The sequence below is a fragment of the Streptomyces sp. NPDC127129 genome, from assembly GCF_042671585.1.
Lineage (GTDB): Bacteria > Actinomycetota > Actinomycetes > Streptomycetales > Streptomycetaceae > Streptomyces.
Window position 1 is genome coordinate 226414 of record NZ_JBHXTV010000014.1, and the last position, 13411, is coordinate 239824.

Genomic DNA, 13411 nt, shown 5'->3' on the forward strand with positions numbered 1-13411 from the left:
CCGTGTGGGCTCAGACCGCGGCCGGGTCCTCCTCGACGAGGAGGTTGCGGGTGCGGTTGGAGTCCAGCGGGATGCCGGGGCCCATCGTCGTCGTCAGGGTCGCCTTCTTGATGTAGCGGCCCTTGGCGGCGGACGGCTTCAGACGGAGGATCTCCTCCAGAGCCGCGGCGTAGTTCTCGACCAGCTTCGTCTCGTCGAAGGAGACCTTGCCGATGATGAAGTGCAGGTTCGAGTGCTTGTCGACGCGGAACTCGATCTTGCCGCCCTTGATGTCGTTGACAGCCTTCGCGACATCGGGGGTGACGGTGCCGGTCTTCGGGTTCGGCATGAGACCACGCGGGCCGAGGACGCGGCCGAGGCGGCCGACCTTGCCCATGAGGTCCGGGGTGGCCACAACGGCGTCGAACTCGTTCAGGCGGTTGCCCTTGGAGATCTCGTCGATGAGCTCGTCGGAGCCGACGATGTCGGCGCCCGCGGCGATCGCGGCCTCGGCACGGTCACCGGTCGCGAAGACCAGGACCCGGGCGGTCTTACCGGTGCCGTGCGGGAGGTTCACGGTGCCACGGACCATCTGGTCGGCCTTGCGCGGGTCGACGCCCAGGCGGAAGGCGACCTCGACGGTGCCGTCGAACTTGGTGGCGGCGGTGTCCTTGGCCAGACGGACGGCCTCGAGGGGGGCGTAGTTGCGCTCCCGGTCGATCTTGGCGTCCGCGGCGCGGAGTGCCTTGCTGCGCTTCACTGCTTCTCCTGTTGGTTCAGGTGTGTGGAGTCGTGGTGCGGGCCGGCGCTGGCCCTACCACTGAGGTCACAAGGGGGGCTGATCAGCCCTCGACCGTGATGCCCATGGAACGGGCGGTGCCGGCGATGATCTTCGACGCGGCGTCCAGGTCGTTGGCGTTCAGGTCGGGGAGCTTGACCGTGGCGATCTCGCGGACCTGAGCGGCCGTGAGCTTCGCGACCTTGGTCTTGTGCGGCTCGCCGGAGCCCTTGTCCACACCCGCGGCCTTGAGGATCAGCTTGGCGGCCGGCGGAGTCTTGGTGATGAAGGTGAAGCTACGGTCCTCGTAGACCGTGATCTCCACCGGCACGACCATGCCACGCTGCGACTCGGTCGCGGCGTTGTAGGCCTTGCAGAACTCCATGATGTTGACGCCGTGCTGGCCCAGCGCGGGACCGACCGGCGGGGCCGGGTTGGCCGCACCAGCGTTGATCTGGAGCTTGATAAGCCCCGTGACCTTCTTCTTCTTGGGAGGCATTGCTCTCTCCGGGTCCTAGTGAGAGTGTTCAGCCGCCGATCCGGTCATCCGGATGGAGGCATACCGCACAACGATAACGGGTATAGACGTGCGGCTAAAAACCGAGCAGGTCAGAGCGGCTACGAGAGCCACTCTGACCTGGTCGGAAACCTGTGAGGGTCAGTTCTTCTGGATCTGGTCGAAGCTGAGCTCGACCGGGGTCTCGCGACCGAAGATCTCGACGAGGCCCTTGACCTTCTTCGAGTCGGCGTTGATCTCGTTGATCGTCGCCTGGAGGGTGGCGAAGGGGCCGTCGGTGACGGTGACCGAGTCGCCGACCTCGAAGTCCAGGACCTGGACCTCGACCTTGCGGGCGGGAGCCGGCTTGCCCTCGGCCTCGGCGGCCTCGCGGGCGGCCTTCTCCTCGGCCTCCGGGGCGAGCATCTTGACGATCTCGTCCAGGGTCAGCGGGTACGGGTCGTAGGCGTTGCCCACGAAGCCGGTGACGCCGGGGGTGTTGCGGACGACGCCCCAGGACTCGTTCGTCAGATCCATGCGGACGAGCACGTAGCCGGGCAGCTTGTTCTGCCGGACGTTCTTGCGCTCGCCGTTCTTGATCTGGACGATCTCTTCCTCGGGCACCTCGGCCTGGTAGATGAACTCCTCGACGTTCAGCGAGACGGCACGCTGCTCGAGGTTGGCCTTCACGCGCTTCTCGTAGCCCGCGTAGGTGTGGATCACGTACCACTCGCCGGGCAGGCCGCGGAGTTCGTCGCGCAGGGCCTGGATGGGGTCGACGGGAGCGGCGGGCTCCTCCTCGGCCTCCTCGGCCTCTTCCAGCTCGGCCTCGGCCTCGACGTCGGTGTCCTCGTCGGACTCGTCCTCGACGTCGGTGTCGTCCTCGACGTCGTCCTCGTCCGACTCCTCGGAGTCGTCCTCGACGGAGAGGGCGGCCTCTTCGGCAGCCTCGCCCGCAGCGGCGTCAGCAGCCTCGGCCTGGTCCTCGTCGGCCGCCTCGAGGATGTCGAGCTCGTCCTCGGAAACAGACTCGTTCAGGTTCGGGTCAGACACGGTGGCTGCTTCTTCCTGGATACAGATGGGGTGGAACAAGAAGTCAGCCGAAGACGTACTTGACTGCTTCCTGGAAGCCATAGTCAATCACGGTCACGAGGCCGATCATGATGACAACGAAGACAATCACTACCGTGGTGTACGTCGTCAGCTGGCTGCGAGTGGGCCAGACGACCTTGCGAAGCTCCGCGACGATCTGGCGGTAGAAGAGCGCGAGGCGACCCAGAGGGCCCTTCTTCCCGCGCTTGCCGCCCTTGCGGGCCTTCTTCTTCGAGTCCGGAGCCTCGTCCTCGGCATCAGGCATGTCGATGGAGCCCACGGCGTCCGTCACGCTTCTCACCTGATCCCGGGTCATGGCAGTGCCGTGCCGGGTGGATCCGCACGGCGGTGCATCGAAGTACGTACATGCGCACACATCCTGGCGGTGTGTGTAGCAGGGCCGGAGGGACTTGAACCCCCAACCGCCGGTTTTGGAGACCGGTGCTCTACCAATTGAGCTACGACCCTTTGCGGCTTCCCCAACCTACCGCATCGTGAGATGTGGTCGGTGAGGGCCAACGAGCAGTGAGTGTACGTGTTCATGAGCGCCGCGTCGAACAGAAAGCACGTCGGAGCCCTCGCGGGCCGTCGTACGACCGAGAATGACCGGTCCTGTCCGCACCCTGAAACCTGTGTGCCGGACGGAAACGCGGTCTGGGAGCATGGCCGTATGAGCGCTGCTACCCCTCCGACCGAGCGCCGGGTCTCCGCCCGCGTCGGTGCGATCTCCGAGTCCGCGACCCTCGCCGTCGACGCCAAGGCCAAGGCCCTCAAGGCCGCCGGGCGCCCGGTGATCGGCTTCGGCGCGGGTGAGCCCGACTTCCCGACGCCGGACTACATCGTCGAAGCCGCCGTCGAGGCGTGCAAGAACCCGAAGTACCACCGCTACACGCCGGCCGGCGGTCTGCCCGAGCTGAAGGCCGCGATCGCCGCGAAGACCCTCCGCGACTCCGGCTACGAGGTCGACGCCTCCCAGGTCCTGGTGACCAACGGCGGCAAGCAGGCGATCTACGAGGCGTTCGCCGCGATCCTCGACCCGGGTGACGAGGTCATCGTCCCGGCCCCGTACTGGACGACGTACCCGGAGTCGATCCGGCTCGCGGGCGGTGTGCCGGTCGAGGTCGTCGCCGACGAGACCACCGGCTACCGCGTCTCGGTGGAGCAGCTGGAGGCGGCGCGCACGGAGAAGACCAAGGTCGTCCTCTTCGTCTCCCCGTCGAACCCGACCGGCGCCGTGTACAGCGAGACGGAGACCGAGGCCATCGGCCGCTGGGCCGTCGAGCACGGTCTGTGGGTGCTGACGGACGAGATCTACGAGCACCTGGTCTACGGCGGCGCCTCCGCCGTCTCCCTGCCGTCGGTGATGCCCGAGCTGCGCGACAAGTGCATCGTCGTCAACGGTGTCGCCAAGACGTACGCGATGACCGGCTGGCGCGTGGGGTGGATCATCGGCCCGAAGGACGTCGTGAAGGCCGCGACGAACCTGCAGTCGCACGCCACGTCCAACGTGAGCAACGTGGCGCAGGTGGCCGCGCTCGCCGCCGTCTCGGGCAACCTGGACGCCGTCGCCGAGATGGGCCGCGCCTTCGACCGGCGCCGCCAGACCATCGTGCGGATGCTCAACGAGATCGAGGGCGTCCTCTGCCCGACCCCCGAGGGCGCGTTCTACGTGTACCCGTCGGTGAAGGGGCTGCTCGGCAAGGAGATCCGCGGCAAGCGCCCGCAGGACTCGGTCGAACTGGCCGCGCTGATCCTGGACGAGGCCGAGGTCGCGGTCGTCCCGGGCGAGGCCTTCGGCACCCCCGGCTACCTGCGGCTCTCGTACGCGCTGGGCGACGAGGACCTGGTGGAGGGTGTGTCCCGGATCCAGAAGCTGCTGGCGGAGGCGCGCGACTGAGGCCACCTCGGCCTTCACGGCTGACGGGCCCCCGGTTCTCCGGAACCGGGGGCCCGTTTTTACGTTCTAGCAAGGTCCCGATCGGGGAAAGGGGCTGTGTTCCGCCATTCGGGTGCGGCAAGATCCTTCAATGGAGCACGTTTCCGAGCAGGTTTCCGAGCACGTTTCCGAGCGCCCTTCCGGTCAGGCCTCCCGCGACATCAGCCTGCTGCCGAAGGCGCATCTGCATCTGCACTTCACCGGCTCGATGCGGTCCACCACGCTCATCGAGCTGGCGGACAAGTACGGCGTCCATCTCCCCGAGGCGCTGAGCAGCGGCACACCGCCCAGGCTGCGGGCCACCGACGAGCGCGGCTGGTTCCGCTTCCAGCGGCTGTACGACATCGCCCGCTCCTGCCTGCGGGAGCCCGAGGACATCCAGCGCCTGGTGCGCGAGGCGGCCCAGGAGGACGTGCGGGACGGCTCGGGATGGCTGGAGATCCAGGTCGACCCGACCTCGTACGCCCCGCTGCTCGGCGGACTGATCCCGGCGATGGAGATCATCCTCGACGCGGTCGACGCGGCCGTGCGGGAGACGGGGCTCGGGATGCGGGTCCTGGTGGCGGCGAACCGGATGAAGCACCCGCTGGAGGCCCGTACGCTCGCCCGGCTCGCGGTGCGGTACGCCGAGCGGGGCGTGGTCGGCTTCGGGCTCTCCAACGACGAGCGCCGTGGCATGGCCCGCGACTTCGACCGCGCCTTCGCCATCGCCCGCGAGGGTGGTCTGCTCGCGGCCCCGCACGGCGGCGAGCTGACGGGCCCGGCGTCGGTACGGGACTGCCTGGACGACCTCCGGGCGGCGCGGATCGGTCACGGGGTGCGGGCGGCGGAGGACCCACGGGTGCTGCGCAAGCTCGCCGAGAAGGGCGTGACCTGCGAGGTCTGCCCGGCGTCCAACGTGGCGCTGGGGGTCTACGAGAAGCACGAGGACGTCCCGCTGCGCGCGCTCTTCGAGGCCGGCGTCCCGATGGCCCTGGGCGCGGACGACCCGCTGCTCTTCGGGTCGCGGCTCGCGGCCCAGTACGAGATCGCCCGCCGGCACCACGCCTTCACGGACGTGGAGCTGGCCGAGCTGGCCCGCCAGTCGATCCGCGGCTCGGCGGCTCCCGAGGACGTCCGCGAGAAGCTCCTCTCGGGCGTCGACGACTGGCTGGCGGTTCCGGCTCCCTAGGACCCGATGCCCGCCATCAGGGTGCGGGCGACGGAGGCCGCGAAGGTGTCGACGTCCTGCGGGGGCCGGCCGTCGGGGGTCATCTCCCAGGCGAAGGCGCGCTGGGCGCAGGCGCCCAGGAGCAGGGAGGCGGCGGCGAGCGGGTCGGCGGCGGGGCCGATGCGGCCGTGCTGCTGCTCGGTGCGGAGGTAGGCGGCGACCCCCTCGATCGGCCGGTGCGGGCCGACGCCGAGTTCGCGCAGGATGTCGTCGTGGCGCCGCTTGAGGCTCGGCTCCGCGTAGAGCGAGGCGACGATCGGGAAGGTCTGCTCGTAGAAGAGCGCGGCCTGCCGGGCGATCTCGGTGAGGTTCTCCTCGACGCCGCGGCCGCCCGGGTCGGTGACGAGGGTGCCGAGGAGCCCGCCGAGCTGGGGCAGCCGTTCGTTGAGGACGGTCACGAACAGGTCCTCCTTGCTCGGGAAGTACTTGTACAGCGCCGCCTCCGAGCAGCCCGCCTCCTTGGCGATCTCCTTCGTCGTGGTGCGGGCAAGGCCCGCGGTGCGCATGAGGCGGTGGGCCGCGTCGATGATCCGGACGCGGGTCGGCTTCTGCTCCATGCATCCTCCAAACACACTTGACGGGTGAGTGAGTACCCACCCACCCTAGAGGTGAGTGAACACTTACCCACCCCTCCTCAGGAAGGCGTGACATGAAGCTCACCGTCTTTGGAGCGACCGGCGGAGTCGGCCGGGAGATCGTCCGCCAGGCCCTGACCGAAGGCCACGACGTGACGGCCGTCGTACGGGACCCGGCACGGTTCGCCGTCACGGGAGAGCGCCTGGAGGTCTACCGTGCCGACCTGTCGGACCCCGAGTCGCTGCGCGCGGCGGTGGCCGGCAAGGACGCGGTCCTCTCCGGCCTGGGCGCCCGCACCCGCGCGGACGCCGGCGTCGCCGCGAAGCTCACGCGCTCGGTCCTCGCCGCCATGGACGCCGAAGGTGTGCGGCGTCTCGTCGTGGTCAGCGCCGCCCCGCTCGGCCCCGTCCCGGACGGCCAGTCGGTCATCGAGAAGGCCGTGCTCCCGATCATCAACACCCTCTACAAGGACATCTACGCGGACCTGCGCGTGATGGAGGGCGAGCTCGCCGCGAGCGCCACTGAGTGGACGTCCGTACGCCCGCCCAAGCTCACGGACAAGCCCGTCACCGGCCGCTACCGCACGGTCGTCGGCGGCACCCCGCCCCGCGGCCGCACCCTGGCCCGCGCGGACGTCGCCCACGCCATGCTGGCGGCACTCGCCGACCCTGCCACGGTCAAGCAGGCCGTGGGGGTGGCGTACTGAGGGGGCGAGGGGCACGCTGCGGGACTACCCGCAGTCGTCGCCCCGGGCCTCCACCGGGCGGTACGTGGTCGTCCTCGGGGTCTCCTCCGCCCCGGCGGGCCACTCCAGTACCGCCGTCCGCCCGGAGGTCAGGGTCATGAAGGCGGCCAGCGGAAGCTCGTTCGCCCAGTCGACGTGCGTCTCCGTCCGCCCCCCGCCCTCGGCACGCCACAGGCGGCCCGCGAAGACCGCGTAGCGCGTCCCGCACTCCTTGGTCATGTCGTACGGGTACCGGACGTTCCGCTCCGGGCGCTCCGGGCCGAGGGTGGCGGCGGGAGCGTCCCCGTACCGCCGCTCCGGTTCCCTGCCCAGGCACTCCGGCGCGGGTCCGGCCACCAGGCGGAAGCGGAGTGCGGGCAGGGTGGCGGGCGACTCCGTCTCGAAGACCGCCGTGTCCGGCTCCGAGCGGGAGCGCCTGCCGTCCGTCCAGCTCATGAAGCCCCGCATGCGGCCGTCCGCCCACCGCACCGCGACCGCCGATCCGCCGTCGGTCCGCTCCCAGACCCGACCGCCGAAATGGGCGTACCGGAGGTCGCAGACCGCGGAGAGGTCGTAGCGGTAGCGGACGCCCTCGACCGGCCGCGCCGGCCCGGTGTCCAGGGGGTCGTGGGCTCCGGACGGCGGCTGGGGCGCGTACGTCCCCTCGTACGGACGCGTGGGGGTGACCGGCCCCGCGGTCGGGCCCGAGGGCGGGGCCGGACGGTCCTCCCCGCTCACGCCGAGGACGGAGCCGCCGGCGACCACGAGCGTGGCTGCTCCCGCCGCGAGCGAGCGCCGTACATGCCGGGTGCGCCGCCCTCGTGACACGACGGCGGCGACGGGCACGGGCCCGGCCGGTCGGTCGCCGTCGGCGAGATCACGCAGCCCACGCCTCAGCCTCAGGAGTTCGTCGGAGTCGTCCATCACGCGCCCCTTCCCGCGTAACCGGCGAGCGCGCCCGCGGCGCGCAGCCGTGCCAGGGCCCTGTTGGTCCGGCTCTTGACCGTCCCGGGCGAGCAGCCGAGCAGCTCGGCCGTCTGTTCCACGGACAGGTCCTCGTAGAAGCGGAGCACCACCACCGCGCGCTGGGCGCGGGGCAGAGCGGCGAGGGCACGGGCCAGTTCGAGGCGCGCGTCGGCGCCGCCGGCCATGTCGTGGGTGTCGGGCGCGGGCGCGCCGTCGTGCGCGGGGCGCACGACCTCGGTGTGCCAGCGGCGGCGGCGCCAGGTCGCGTAGAGGTTGACGACGACCTTGCGGGCGTACGCCTGGGGCGAGTCCCAGCCGGCCGAGCCGCCCCAGCGCAGATAGACCTTGACCAGCGCGGCCTGGACGAGGTCCTCGGCGGCGTGCGGGTCGCCGGTCAGGAGCCGGGCGGTGCGCAGGAGCGAGGCGTACGCGGACTCCGCGAACTCGGTGAACTGCGCGAACCCGGTGTGCTCCGGTGGCCCCGTCCCCTCCACGACTCCCCCTCGACGAGCGGTGCGGCCCCGCTTCCCGGGAGCCTGTCACCCACTCGACAACCTGGGGAACCCGGAGGGTTCCACGGACGTGCTCGGATTCAGATGCTGACGCCGACGGTGACCGGCTCGTTGACGAGCGTGATCCCGAACGCGTCCCGTACGCCGGCGACGACCTCGCGGGCGAGCGCCAGGAGGTCCTCGGTGGTGGCCTCGCCGCGGTTGGTGAGGGCGAGGGTGTGCTTGGTGGAGATACGGGCGGGGCCGGAGCCGTAGCCCTTGGTGAAACCGGCCTTGTCGATGAGCCAGGCGGCCGAGGTCTTGACGTCGCCGTCCGCGCCCGCGGGGAAGGCCGGCGGGGTCACGTCGGCGCCGAGCCGCTCGGCGACGCGGACGAGGAAGGTCTCGTACTCGGCCGCCGTGAGGATCGGGTTGGTGAAGAAGGAGCCGGCCGACCAGGTGTCGTGGTCGTCGGGGTCCAGGACCATGCCCTTCCCGGCGCGCAGCTTCAGGACGGTCTCCCGGGCCTGCGCGAGCGGGACGCGGTCACCGGCCTCGACGCCGAGGGCACGGGCGGTCTCCGCGTACTTGACCGGCGCGGAGAGCCCCGCCGCGTCCTCCAGCCCGAAGCGGACGCGCAGCACGACGTAGCGGTCCGGGTCGGCCTTGAAGCGGCTGTGACGGTAGGAGAAGTCGCAGTCGGCGTTGGCGAGGGTGACGGTCTCGTCGGCCCGGCGGTCGTAGGCGACGACCTCGGTGATGGTGGCGGAGACCTCCTGGCCGTACGCGCCGACGTTCTGGATCGGGGTCGCTCCGGCCGATCCCGGGATCCCCGCGAGGCACTCGATCCCGGCGAGCCCGGCCTCGACGGTCCGCGCCACGGCGTCGGTCCAGACCTCGCCGGCGGCGAGCTCCAGCGTGGCCCCGTCGAGCGCGAAGCCCTTGGTCGCGATGCGCAGGGCGGTCCCGTCGAACCCCTTGTCGCCGATGACCAGATTGGACCCGCCCCCGACGACGAGCAGCGGCGTGCCGGCGGCGTCGGCCTCACGGACGACGGCGATCACCTCGTCGTCGGTAGTGGCCGTGACGAGCCGGACCGCGGGCCCGCCGAGGCGGAAGGTGGTCAGGGGGGCGAGGGGAGCGTCGTGGAGTTCCTGCACGCGCTCAAGAGTACGGGGCGTACGGCCGAGCCCATGCGGCACGGACGGGGGCGGCCCGGCCCGCGGCGCCGCCCCCGTCGGCAGTGGCTCCACCCGGCCCCCGCGTACGGGAAGGCCGGCACGCCGGTGCCCGGCCGTCGCGGCGCACGGCGGCGGGAGGCCGGCTGTTCCGGCCTCCCGCCGCTCCGGGATCCCGCCGCTCCGGCCTCCCGCCCCTCCGGGGAACCCCCGTCGGCGTCACACCTGGGCGAGCCGGTGGTCCTTCCGGGTCTTCTCCGTGGCGTCCTGGGACGACCCCGAGCGGCCGCCACGCCTCGGGATGCTGAGGGCGGCCGCGGCCCCCAGGGCCACCATCCCCGCGCCGACCCACAGCGCCGGTTCCAGGCCGTTCACGAACTGCTGGGGCGAGCCGTAGCCGCCCTGCGCGGCGAAGATCGAGGACATCACCGCGACGCCGAGCGCGCCGCCCACCTCCCGCAGGGCGTTGTTCGCCCCGGACGCGATGCCCTGCTCGGACGGACGGACGCTCGACATGACGAGGTTGGCCGCCGGAGCGAAGTACAGCGCCATGCCGACGCCGCTGACGATCAGCGCGGGCAGCTGGGCCGCGTACGAGACGTCCGGCGTGACGACGACCGCGAACCAGGCGAGGCCGATCGCCTGGAGCGCCAGGCCCGTCGCGACGACCGGCCGGCCGCCGATCCGGTCGGAGAGCGCGCCCGCGAGCGGCGCGACGAGCATCGGCATCCCGGTCCAGGGGAGCATCCGCAGGCCCGCCTCGGTCGGCGAGTAGCCCAGCACGCCCTGCATGTACTGGCTGAGCAGGAAGATCGAGCCGAACATCCCCAGGAACATCAGCAGACTCGCCGCGTTGATCCCGGAGAACGCCCGGTCGCGGAAGAGCCGCATCGGCAGCATCGGCGCCCTCCCCCGGATGCCGTGGCGGACGAACGCGCCGAGGAGCGCGCCGCCGGCGAGCAGACCGGTGAGCACGGTGGCCGAGGTCCAGCCGTCGATCGGGCCGCGGATCAGCCCGTACACGATGCCGAAGAGACCTCCGCTGGCGAGCAGCGTGCCGACGGCGTCGAGGCGGGCCCCGGTCCCGTACGACTCGGAGAGCCGCAGCCGCGCGAGCGGGAGCAGCGCGAGGCCGAGCGGGACGTTCAGCCAGAAGATCCACTGCCAGGAGATGTGTTCGGTGAGGGTGCCGCCGATGAGGGGCCCCGCGGCGACCGCGAGTCCGTTGACGGCGCCCCAGATCCCGAACGCCATCCCCCGCTTGGCGGCCGGGACCGCCGCCGTCAGCAGGGTCAGGGTGAGCGGCATCATGATCGCCGCGCCGACGCCCTGGACCGCCCGGGCGGCGATCAGCGCGTCGATGCCGGGCGCGAGCGCGGCCGCGGCGGAGGCGCCGGTGAAGACGGCGAGCCCGATGCCGAAGAGCCGGCGCCGGCCGAACCGGTCGCCGAGCGCGGCGCCGAACATCAGCAGAACAGCGAACGTCAGCGTGTACGCGCTCACGGTCCATTCGAGGTCGTGCAGCGCTCCCCCGAGGTCCTCGCGGATCGAGGGCAGAGCCGTGGTGACGACGAGGTTGTCGAGGGCCGCCATGAATCCGGCGACACTGGTGATGACGAGGGCCCAGGCGGCGGAACCGCGACGGGCTGCTGGCTGGTTCATGACTGCGTCCCTTCGAACGAGTCCGCTTGACCGACTCACGGTTAGTTATTGATGACTAACTTTCATGGACGTGAAAAAACCGGCACCCGTGACGACGCGTGTGTTACTTCTCCAGTCGCCCGAGACGGCGTGCCGAGGGGTAGAACCCCTCCCAGACCCGGTGCTCGGGCGGGAATCCCATGGCGACGAGGGAGTTGATGAGCATCCCGTGCGCCAGGAAGGTCGTGGTCTCGTCGGCGTCCGCGCCGAGCGCCAGATGGACGGTCTCCCAGAGCCTCATCCAGCCGGCCCGGACGGTCTCGCCGAACTCGTGGTCGCCCGTCGCCTCGGCGGCCGCGACCGTCACGTACACCTGCATCTGCATCAGGAGGCTGTCCGGATCATCCGCGATGATCTTCGTGTACGCGTTGGCCATGGCATGCAGGGCATCTTGGCCCGACAGCCCCTCCGCGGCCTCCTCGAAGACACGGACCGTGTCGTCGATGCAGCGCTCGGAGGCGGCGAGGAACATCGCCTTCTTGCCGGGGAAGAGCCGGAAGAGGTACGGCTGCGAGACGCCGACGCGCTTGGCGATCGCCTCGGTGGACGTGCCGTAGTACCCGCCGCGGCTGAACTCCCTCATCGCCGCGCGGATGACGCTCTCGCGCCGCTCCTCCGCACTCATCCTGGCCATGAAACCAAGTTAGTACTCAATCACTAACTTGGTCAAGCGTGGCCGGGCGGCCGCTCTCCGCGGCCACCCGCCCCCGGAATCCGCTACGCGAGCCTGACCACGGCCCGGGACACGCCCAGGACCTTCTGTCCGGCCGACCTGGCGAGCAGGTCCACCCGGACCAGCCCGTCGTCCAGCTTCGCCGCGACCTTGGCGCCGACCTCGATCACCGCGCCCTCGTCGTCGTTCGGCACGATCACCGGCTTGGTGAACCGCACGCCGTACTCGACGACGGCCGCCGGGTCGCCGACCCAGTCCGTCACGACCCGGATCGCCTCGGCCATGGTGAACATGCCGTGCGCGATGACGTCCGGCAGACCGACCTCGCGGGCGAACTTCTCGTTCCAGTGGATCGGGTTGAAGTCCCCGGAGGCGCCCGCGTACTGCACCAGAGTGGCGCGCGTCACGGGGAAGGACTGCGCCGGCAGCTCGGTGCCGACCTCGACCTCGTCGTAAGCGATCTTCGCTGCCATGACTCAGGCCTCCTCGGGCGCGCGCGAGACGAGCTTGGTCCAGGCGGTCACGACGAGCTCGCCGGTCTCGTCGTGGACCTCACCGCGGATGTCCAGGATGTCGTTTCCGGCCATCGTCTTGATCGCCTCGATGGTCGTGACGACCGAGAGCCGGTCCCCCGCCCGCACGGGCCGGGCGTACGTGAACTTCTGGTCGCCGTGCACGACACGGTCGTAGTCCAGGCCCAGCTGCGGGTCCTCGACGACCTGCCCGGCCGCCTTGAATGTGATCGCGAACACAAAGGTCGGCGGGGCGATCACCTCGGGGTGACCGAGCGCCTTCGCCGCTTCCTGATCGACATAGGCGGGATTCGCGTCGCCGATCGCCTCGGCGAACTCGCGGATCTTCTCGCGTCCGACCTCGTAGGGCGCGGTGGGCGGATAGGTCCGGCCCACGAAGGACTGGTCGAGCGCCATGGACTCGATACCTCCTGGATTTGTTGCCGACAAACGACACGAGGCCGCCCCCTGGCGGGGACGGCCTCGTGTACGAGCCTGATTAACGCGTCTCGCGGTGCGCGGTGTGCGAGTTGCAGCGAGGGCAGTGCTTCTTCATCTCAAGACGGTCCGGGTTGTTACGCCGGTTCTTCTTGGTGATGTAGTTCCGCTCCTTGCACTCCACGCAGGCCAGCGTGATCTTCGGGCGGACGTCGGTGGCAGCCACGTGAGTGCTCCTTGACGGACGGATGGACGGATGAACGCATAGAAGAGTAGCCGATCGCAGGACCGACCCCACAATCGGCTACTGTCTGTAGCGGTGACCGGACTTGAACCGGTGACACAGCGATTATGAGCCGCTTGCTCTACCGACTGAGCTACACCGCTTTGATGATCCGGTTCCCGCCCGGAGGCGGGTTCCTTCTCACCAGAGCCCCAATACGGAATCGAACCGTAGACCTTCTCCTTACCATGGAGACGCTCTACCGACTGAGCTATTGGGGCGAGCGATGAAGACATTACACGCTCCTCCGCCGATCGCCCAAATCCGTTTCGAGGCCCCCACAGGCGGGCACGCGCGCGGGCCTGTCACCCCCGCCCCGTGCGCCACTCGCACGCCACAGGTACGCCACACGTGCCCTCATCAGTACGACTATTGCGC

The 13411-nt window shown here is 70.4% G+C and carries 16 protein-coding genes and 3 tRNA genes; 3 read left to right on the top strand and 16 right to left on the bottom strand.

Annotated features, from left to right (window positions below; genetic code table 11):
* Nucleotides 1–10: 10 nt before the first annotated feature.
* The 5 genes from rplA to ACFVGW_RS26380 form a co-directional block, all read right to left on the bottom strand.
* Nucleotides 11–739: a 50S ribosomal protein L1 gene (gene rplA / locus ACFVGW_RS26360; protein ID WP_331912610.1), complete on the bottom strand. Its 729-nt coding sequence runs from the start codon at nucleotides 737–739 to the stop codon at nucleotides 11–13.
* Between the two features lie 82 nt (nucleotides 740–821).
* On the bottom strand, nucleotides 822–1256 hold the full coding sequence (gene rplK, locus ACFVGW_RS26365; protein WP_030318720.1) for a 50S ribosomal protein L11: 435 nt from the start codon (nucleotides 1254–1256) through the stop codon (nucleotides 822–824).
* A 159-nt stretch (nucleotides 1257–1415) separates the two neighbouring features.
* Nucleotides 1416–2306 (bottom strand): transcription termination/antitermination protein NusG, encoded by an 891-nt coding sequence (gene nusG, locus ACFVGW_RS26370; protein WP_385853686.1) that lies wholly within the window; start codon nucleotides 2304–2306, stop codon nucleotides 1416–1418.
* A 43-nt stretch (nucleotides 2307–2349) separates the two neighbouring features.
* Nucleotides 2350–2637: a preprotein translocase subunit SecE gene (gene secE, locus ACFVGW_RS26375; protein WP_137993978.1), complete on the bottom strand. Its 288-nt coding sequence runs from the start codon at nucleotides 2635–2637 to the stop codon at nucleotides 2350–2352.
* Between the two features lie 103 nt (nucleotides 2638–2740).
* Nucleotides 2741–2813 (bottom strand) — tRNA-Trp (locus ACFVGW_RS26380).
* A gap of 202 nt (nucleotides 2814–3015) precedes the next feature.
* Between ACFVGW_RS26380 and ACFVGW_RS26385 the strand changes: the two genes are divergently transcribed.
* Both ACFVGW_RS26385 and ACFVGW_RS26390 read left to right on the top strand, forming a co-directional pair.
* Nucleotides 3016–4242, top strand: coding sequence for a pyridoxal phosphate-dependent aminotransferase (locus ACFVGW_RS26385; RefSeq protein WP_383223053.1), 1227 nt, complete (start codon nucleotides 3016–3018; stop codon nucleotides 4240–4242).
* A 130-nt stretch (nucleotides 4243–4372) separates the two neighbouring features.
* Nucleotides 4373–5452: an adenosine deaminase gene (locus ACFVGW_RS26390; protein WP_352188353.1), complete on the top strand. Its 1080-nt coding sequence runs from the start codon at nucleotides 4373–4375 to the stop codon at nucleotides 5450–5452.
* On the opposite strand, the gene ACFVGW_RS26395 is transcribed toward ACFVGW_RS26390, so the two are convergent.
* On the bottom strand, nucleotides 5449–6048 hold the full coding sequence (locus tag ACFVGW_RS26395) for a TetR/AcrR family transcriptional regulator (protein ID WP_385853687.1): 600 nt from the start codon (nucleotides 6046–6048) through the stop codon (nucleotides 5449–5451). The genes ACFVGW_RS26390 and ACFVGW_RS26395 overlap by 4 nt on opposite strands.
* 92 nt (nucleotides 6049–6140) lie before the next feature.
* On the opposite strand from ACFVGW_RS26395, the gene ACFVGW_RS26400 reads away from it, so the two are divergent.
* Nucleotides 6141–6773 (top strand): NAD(P)-dependent oxidoreductase, encoded by a 633-nt coding sequence (locus ACFVGW_RS26400; RefSeq protein WP_385853688.1) that lies wholly within the window; start codon nucleotides 6141–6143, stop codon nucleotides 6771–6773.
* A 24-nt stretch (nucleotides 6774–6797) separates the two neighbouring features.
* On the opposite strand, the gene ACFVGW_RS26405 is transcribed toward ACFVGW_RS26400, so the two are convergent.
* The 10 genes from ACFVGW_RS26405 to ACFVGW_RS26450 form a co-directional block, all read right to left on the bottom strand.
* Nucleotides 6798–7715, bottom strand: coding sequence for a hypothetical protein (locus ACFVGW_RS26405; RefSeq protein WP_385853689.1), 918 nt, complete (start codon nucleotides 7713–7715; stop codon nucleotides 6798–6800).
* The gene (locus tag ACFVGW_RS26410) at nucleotides 7715–8251 is read right to left on the bottom strand and encodes a SigE family RNA polymerase sigma factor (RefSeq protein ID WP_352188349.1); all 537 of its coding nucleotides are present in this window, start codon (nucleotides 8249–8251) and stop codon (nucleotides 7715–7717) included. The genes ACFVGW_RS26405 and ACFVGW_RS26410 overlap by 1 nt, the downstream gene beginning before the upstream one ends.
* A gap of 98 nt (nucleotides 8252–8349) precedes the next feature.
* Complete coding sequence (locus tag ACFVGW_RS26415; RefSeq protein WP_383295332.1) at nucleotides 8350–9408, bottom strand: UDP-N-acetylmuramate dehydrogenase; 1059 nt, start codon at nucleotides 9406–9408, stop codon at nucleotides 8350–8352.
* 237 nt (nucleotides 9409–9645) lie between these two features.
* Nucleotides 9646–11088, bottom strand: coding sequence for an MFS transporter (locus ACFVGW_RS26420; RefSeq protein ID WP_385853690.1), 1443 nt, complete (start codon nucleotides 11086–11088; stop codon nucleotides 9646–9648).
* A gap of 103 nt (nucleotides 11089–11191) precedes the next feature.
* Nucleotides 11192–11761 carry a TetR/AcrR family transcriptional regulator gene (locus ACFVGW_RS26425; protein ID WP_385853691.1) on the bottom strand — a complete coding sequence of 190 codons (570 nt, stop codon included), beginning with the start codon at nucleotides 11759–11761 and terminating at the stop codon, nucleotides 11192–11194.
* An 83-nt stretch (nucleotides 11762–11844) separates the two neighbouring features.
* Entirely contained in the window at nucleotides 11845–12273 is a 429-nt protein-coding gene (locus ACFVGW_RS26430; RefSeq protein WP_383295538.1) for a MaoC family dehydratase, read from the bottom strand.
* 3 nt (nucleotides 12274–12276) lie between these two features.
* Nucleotides 12277–12729 (bottom strand): MaoC family dehydratase N-terminal domain-containing protein, encoded by a 453-nt coding sequence (locus ACFVGW_RS26435; protein WP_385853692.1) that lies wholly within the window; start codon nucleotides 12727–12729, stop codon nucleotides 12277–12279.
* A gap of 82 nt (nucleotides 12730–12811) precedes the next feature.
* Complete coding sequence (gene rpmG, locus ACFVGW_RS26440) at nucleotides 12812–12976, bottom strand: 50S ribosomal protein L33 (protein ID WP_003956487.1); 165 nt, start codon at nucleotides 12974–12976, stop codon at nucleotides 12812–12814.
* 88 nt (nucleotides 12977–13064) lie between these two features.
* A tRNA-Met gene (locus ACFVGW_RS26445) sits at nucleotides 13065–13137 on the bottom strand.
* Nucleotides 13138–13181: 44 nt separating this feature from the next.
* Nucleotides 13182–13254, bottom strand: a tRNA-Thr gene (locus ACFVGW_RS26450).
* Nucleotides 13255–13411: the final 157 nt, after the last annotated feature.

Bases quoted from the DNA above. Each gene is read 5' to 3' on its own strand.
- ACFVGW_RS26400 (WP_385853688.1), top strand. From the start codon at position 6,141: ATGAAGCTCACCGTCTTTGGAGCGACCGGCGGAGTCGGCCGGGAGATC.
- ACFVGW_RS26395 (WP_385853687.1), bottom strand. From the start codon at position 6,048: ATGGAGCAGAAGCCGACCCGCGTCCGGATCATCGACGCGGCCCACCGC.
- ACFVGW_RS26390 (WP_352188353.1), top strand. From the start codon at position 4,373: ATGGAGCACGTTTCCGAGCAGGTTTCCGAGCACGTTTCCGAGCGCCCT.
- ACFVGW_RS26385 (WP_383223053.1), top strand. From the start codon at position 3,016: ATGAGCGCTGCTACCCCTCCGACCGAGCGCCGGGTCTCCGCCCGCGTC.
- rplK (WP_030318720.1), bottom strand. From the start codon at position 1,256: ATGCCTCCCAAGAAGAAGAAGGTCACGGGGCTTATCAAGCTCCAGATC.
- ACFVGW_RS26435 (WP_385853692.1), bottom strand. From the start codon at position 12,729: ATGGCGCTCGACCAGTCCTTCGTGGGCCGGACCTATCCGCCCACCGCG.
- ACFVGW_RS26430 (WP_383295538.1), bottom strand. From the start codon at position 12,273: ATGGCAGCGAAGATCGCTTACGACGAGGTCGAGGTCGGCACCGAGCTG.
- ACFVGW_RS26405 (WP_385853689.1), bottom strand. From the start codon at position 7,715: ATGGACGACTCCGACGAACTCCTGAGGCTGAGGCGTGGGCTGCGTGAT.
- ACFVGW_RS26420 (WP_385853690.1), bottom strand. From the start codon at position 11,088: ATGAACCAGCCAGCAGCCCGTCGCGGTTCCGCCGCCTGGGCCCTCGTC.
- ACFVGW_RS26425 (WP_385853691.1), bottom strand. From the start codon at position 11,761: ATGGCCAGGATGAGTGCGGAGGAGCGGCGCGAGAGCGTCATCCGCGCG.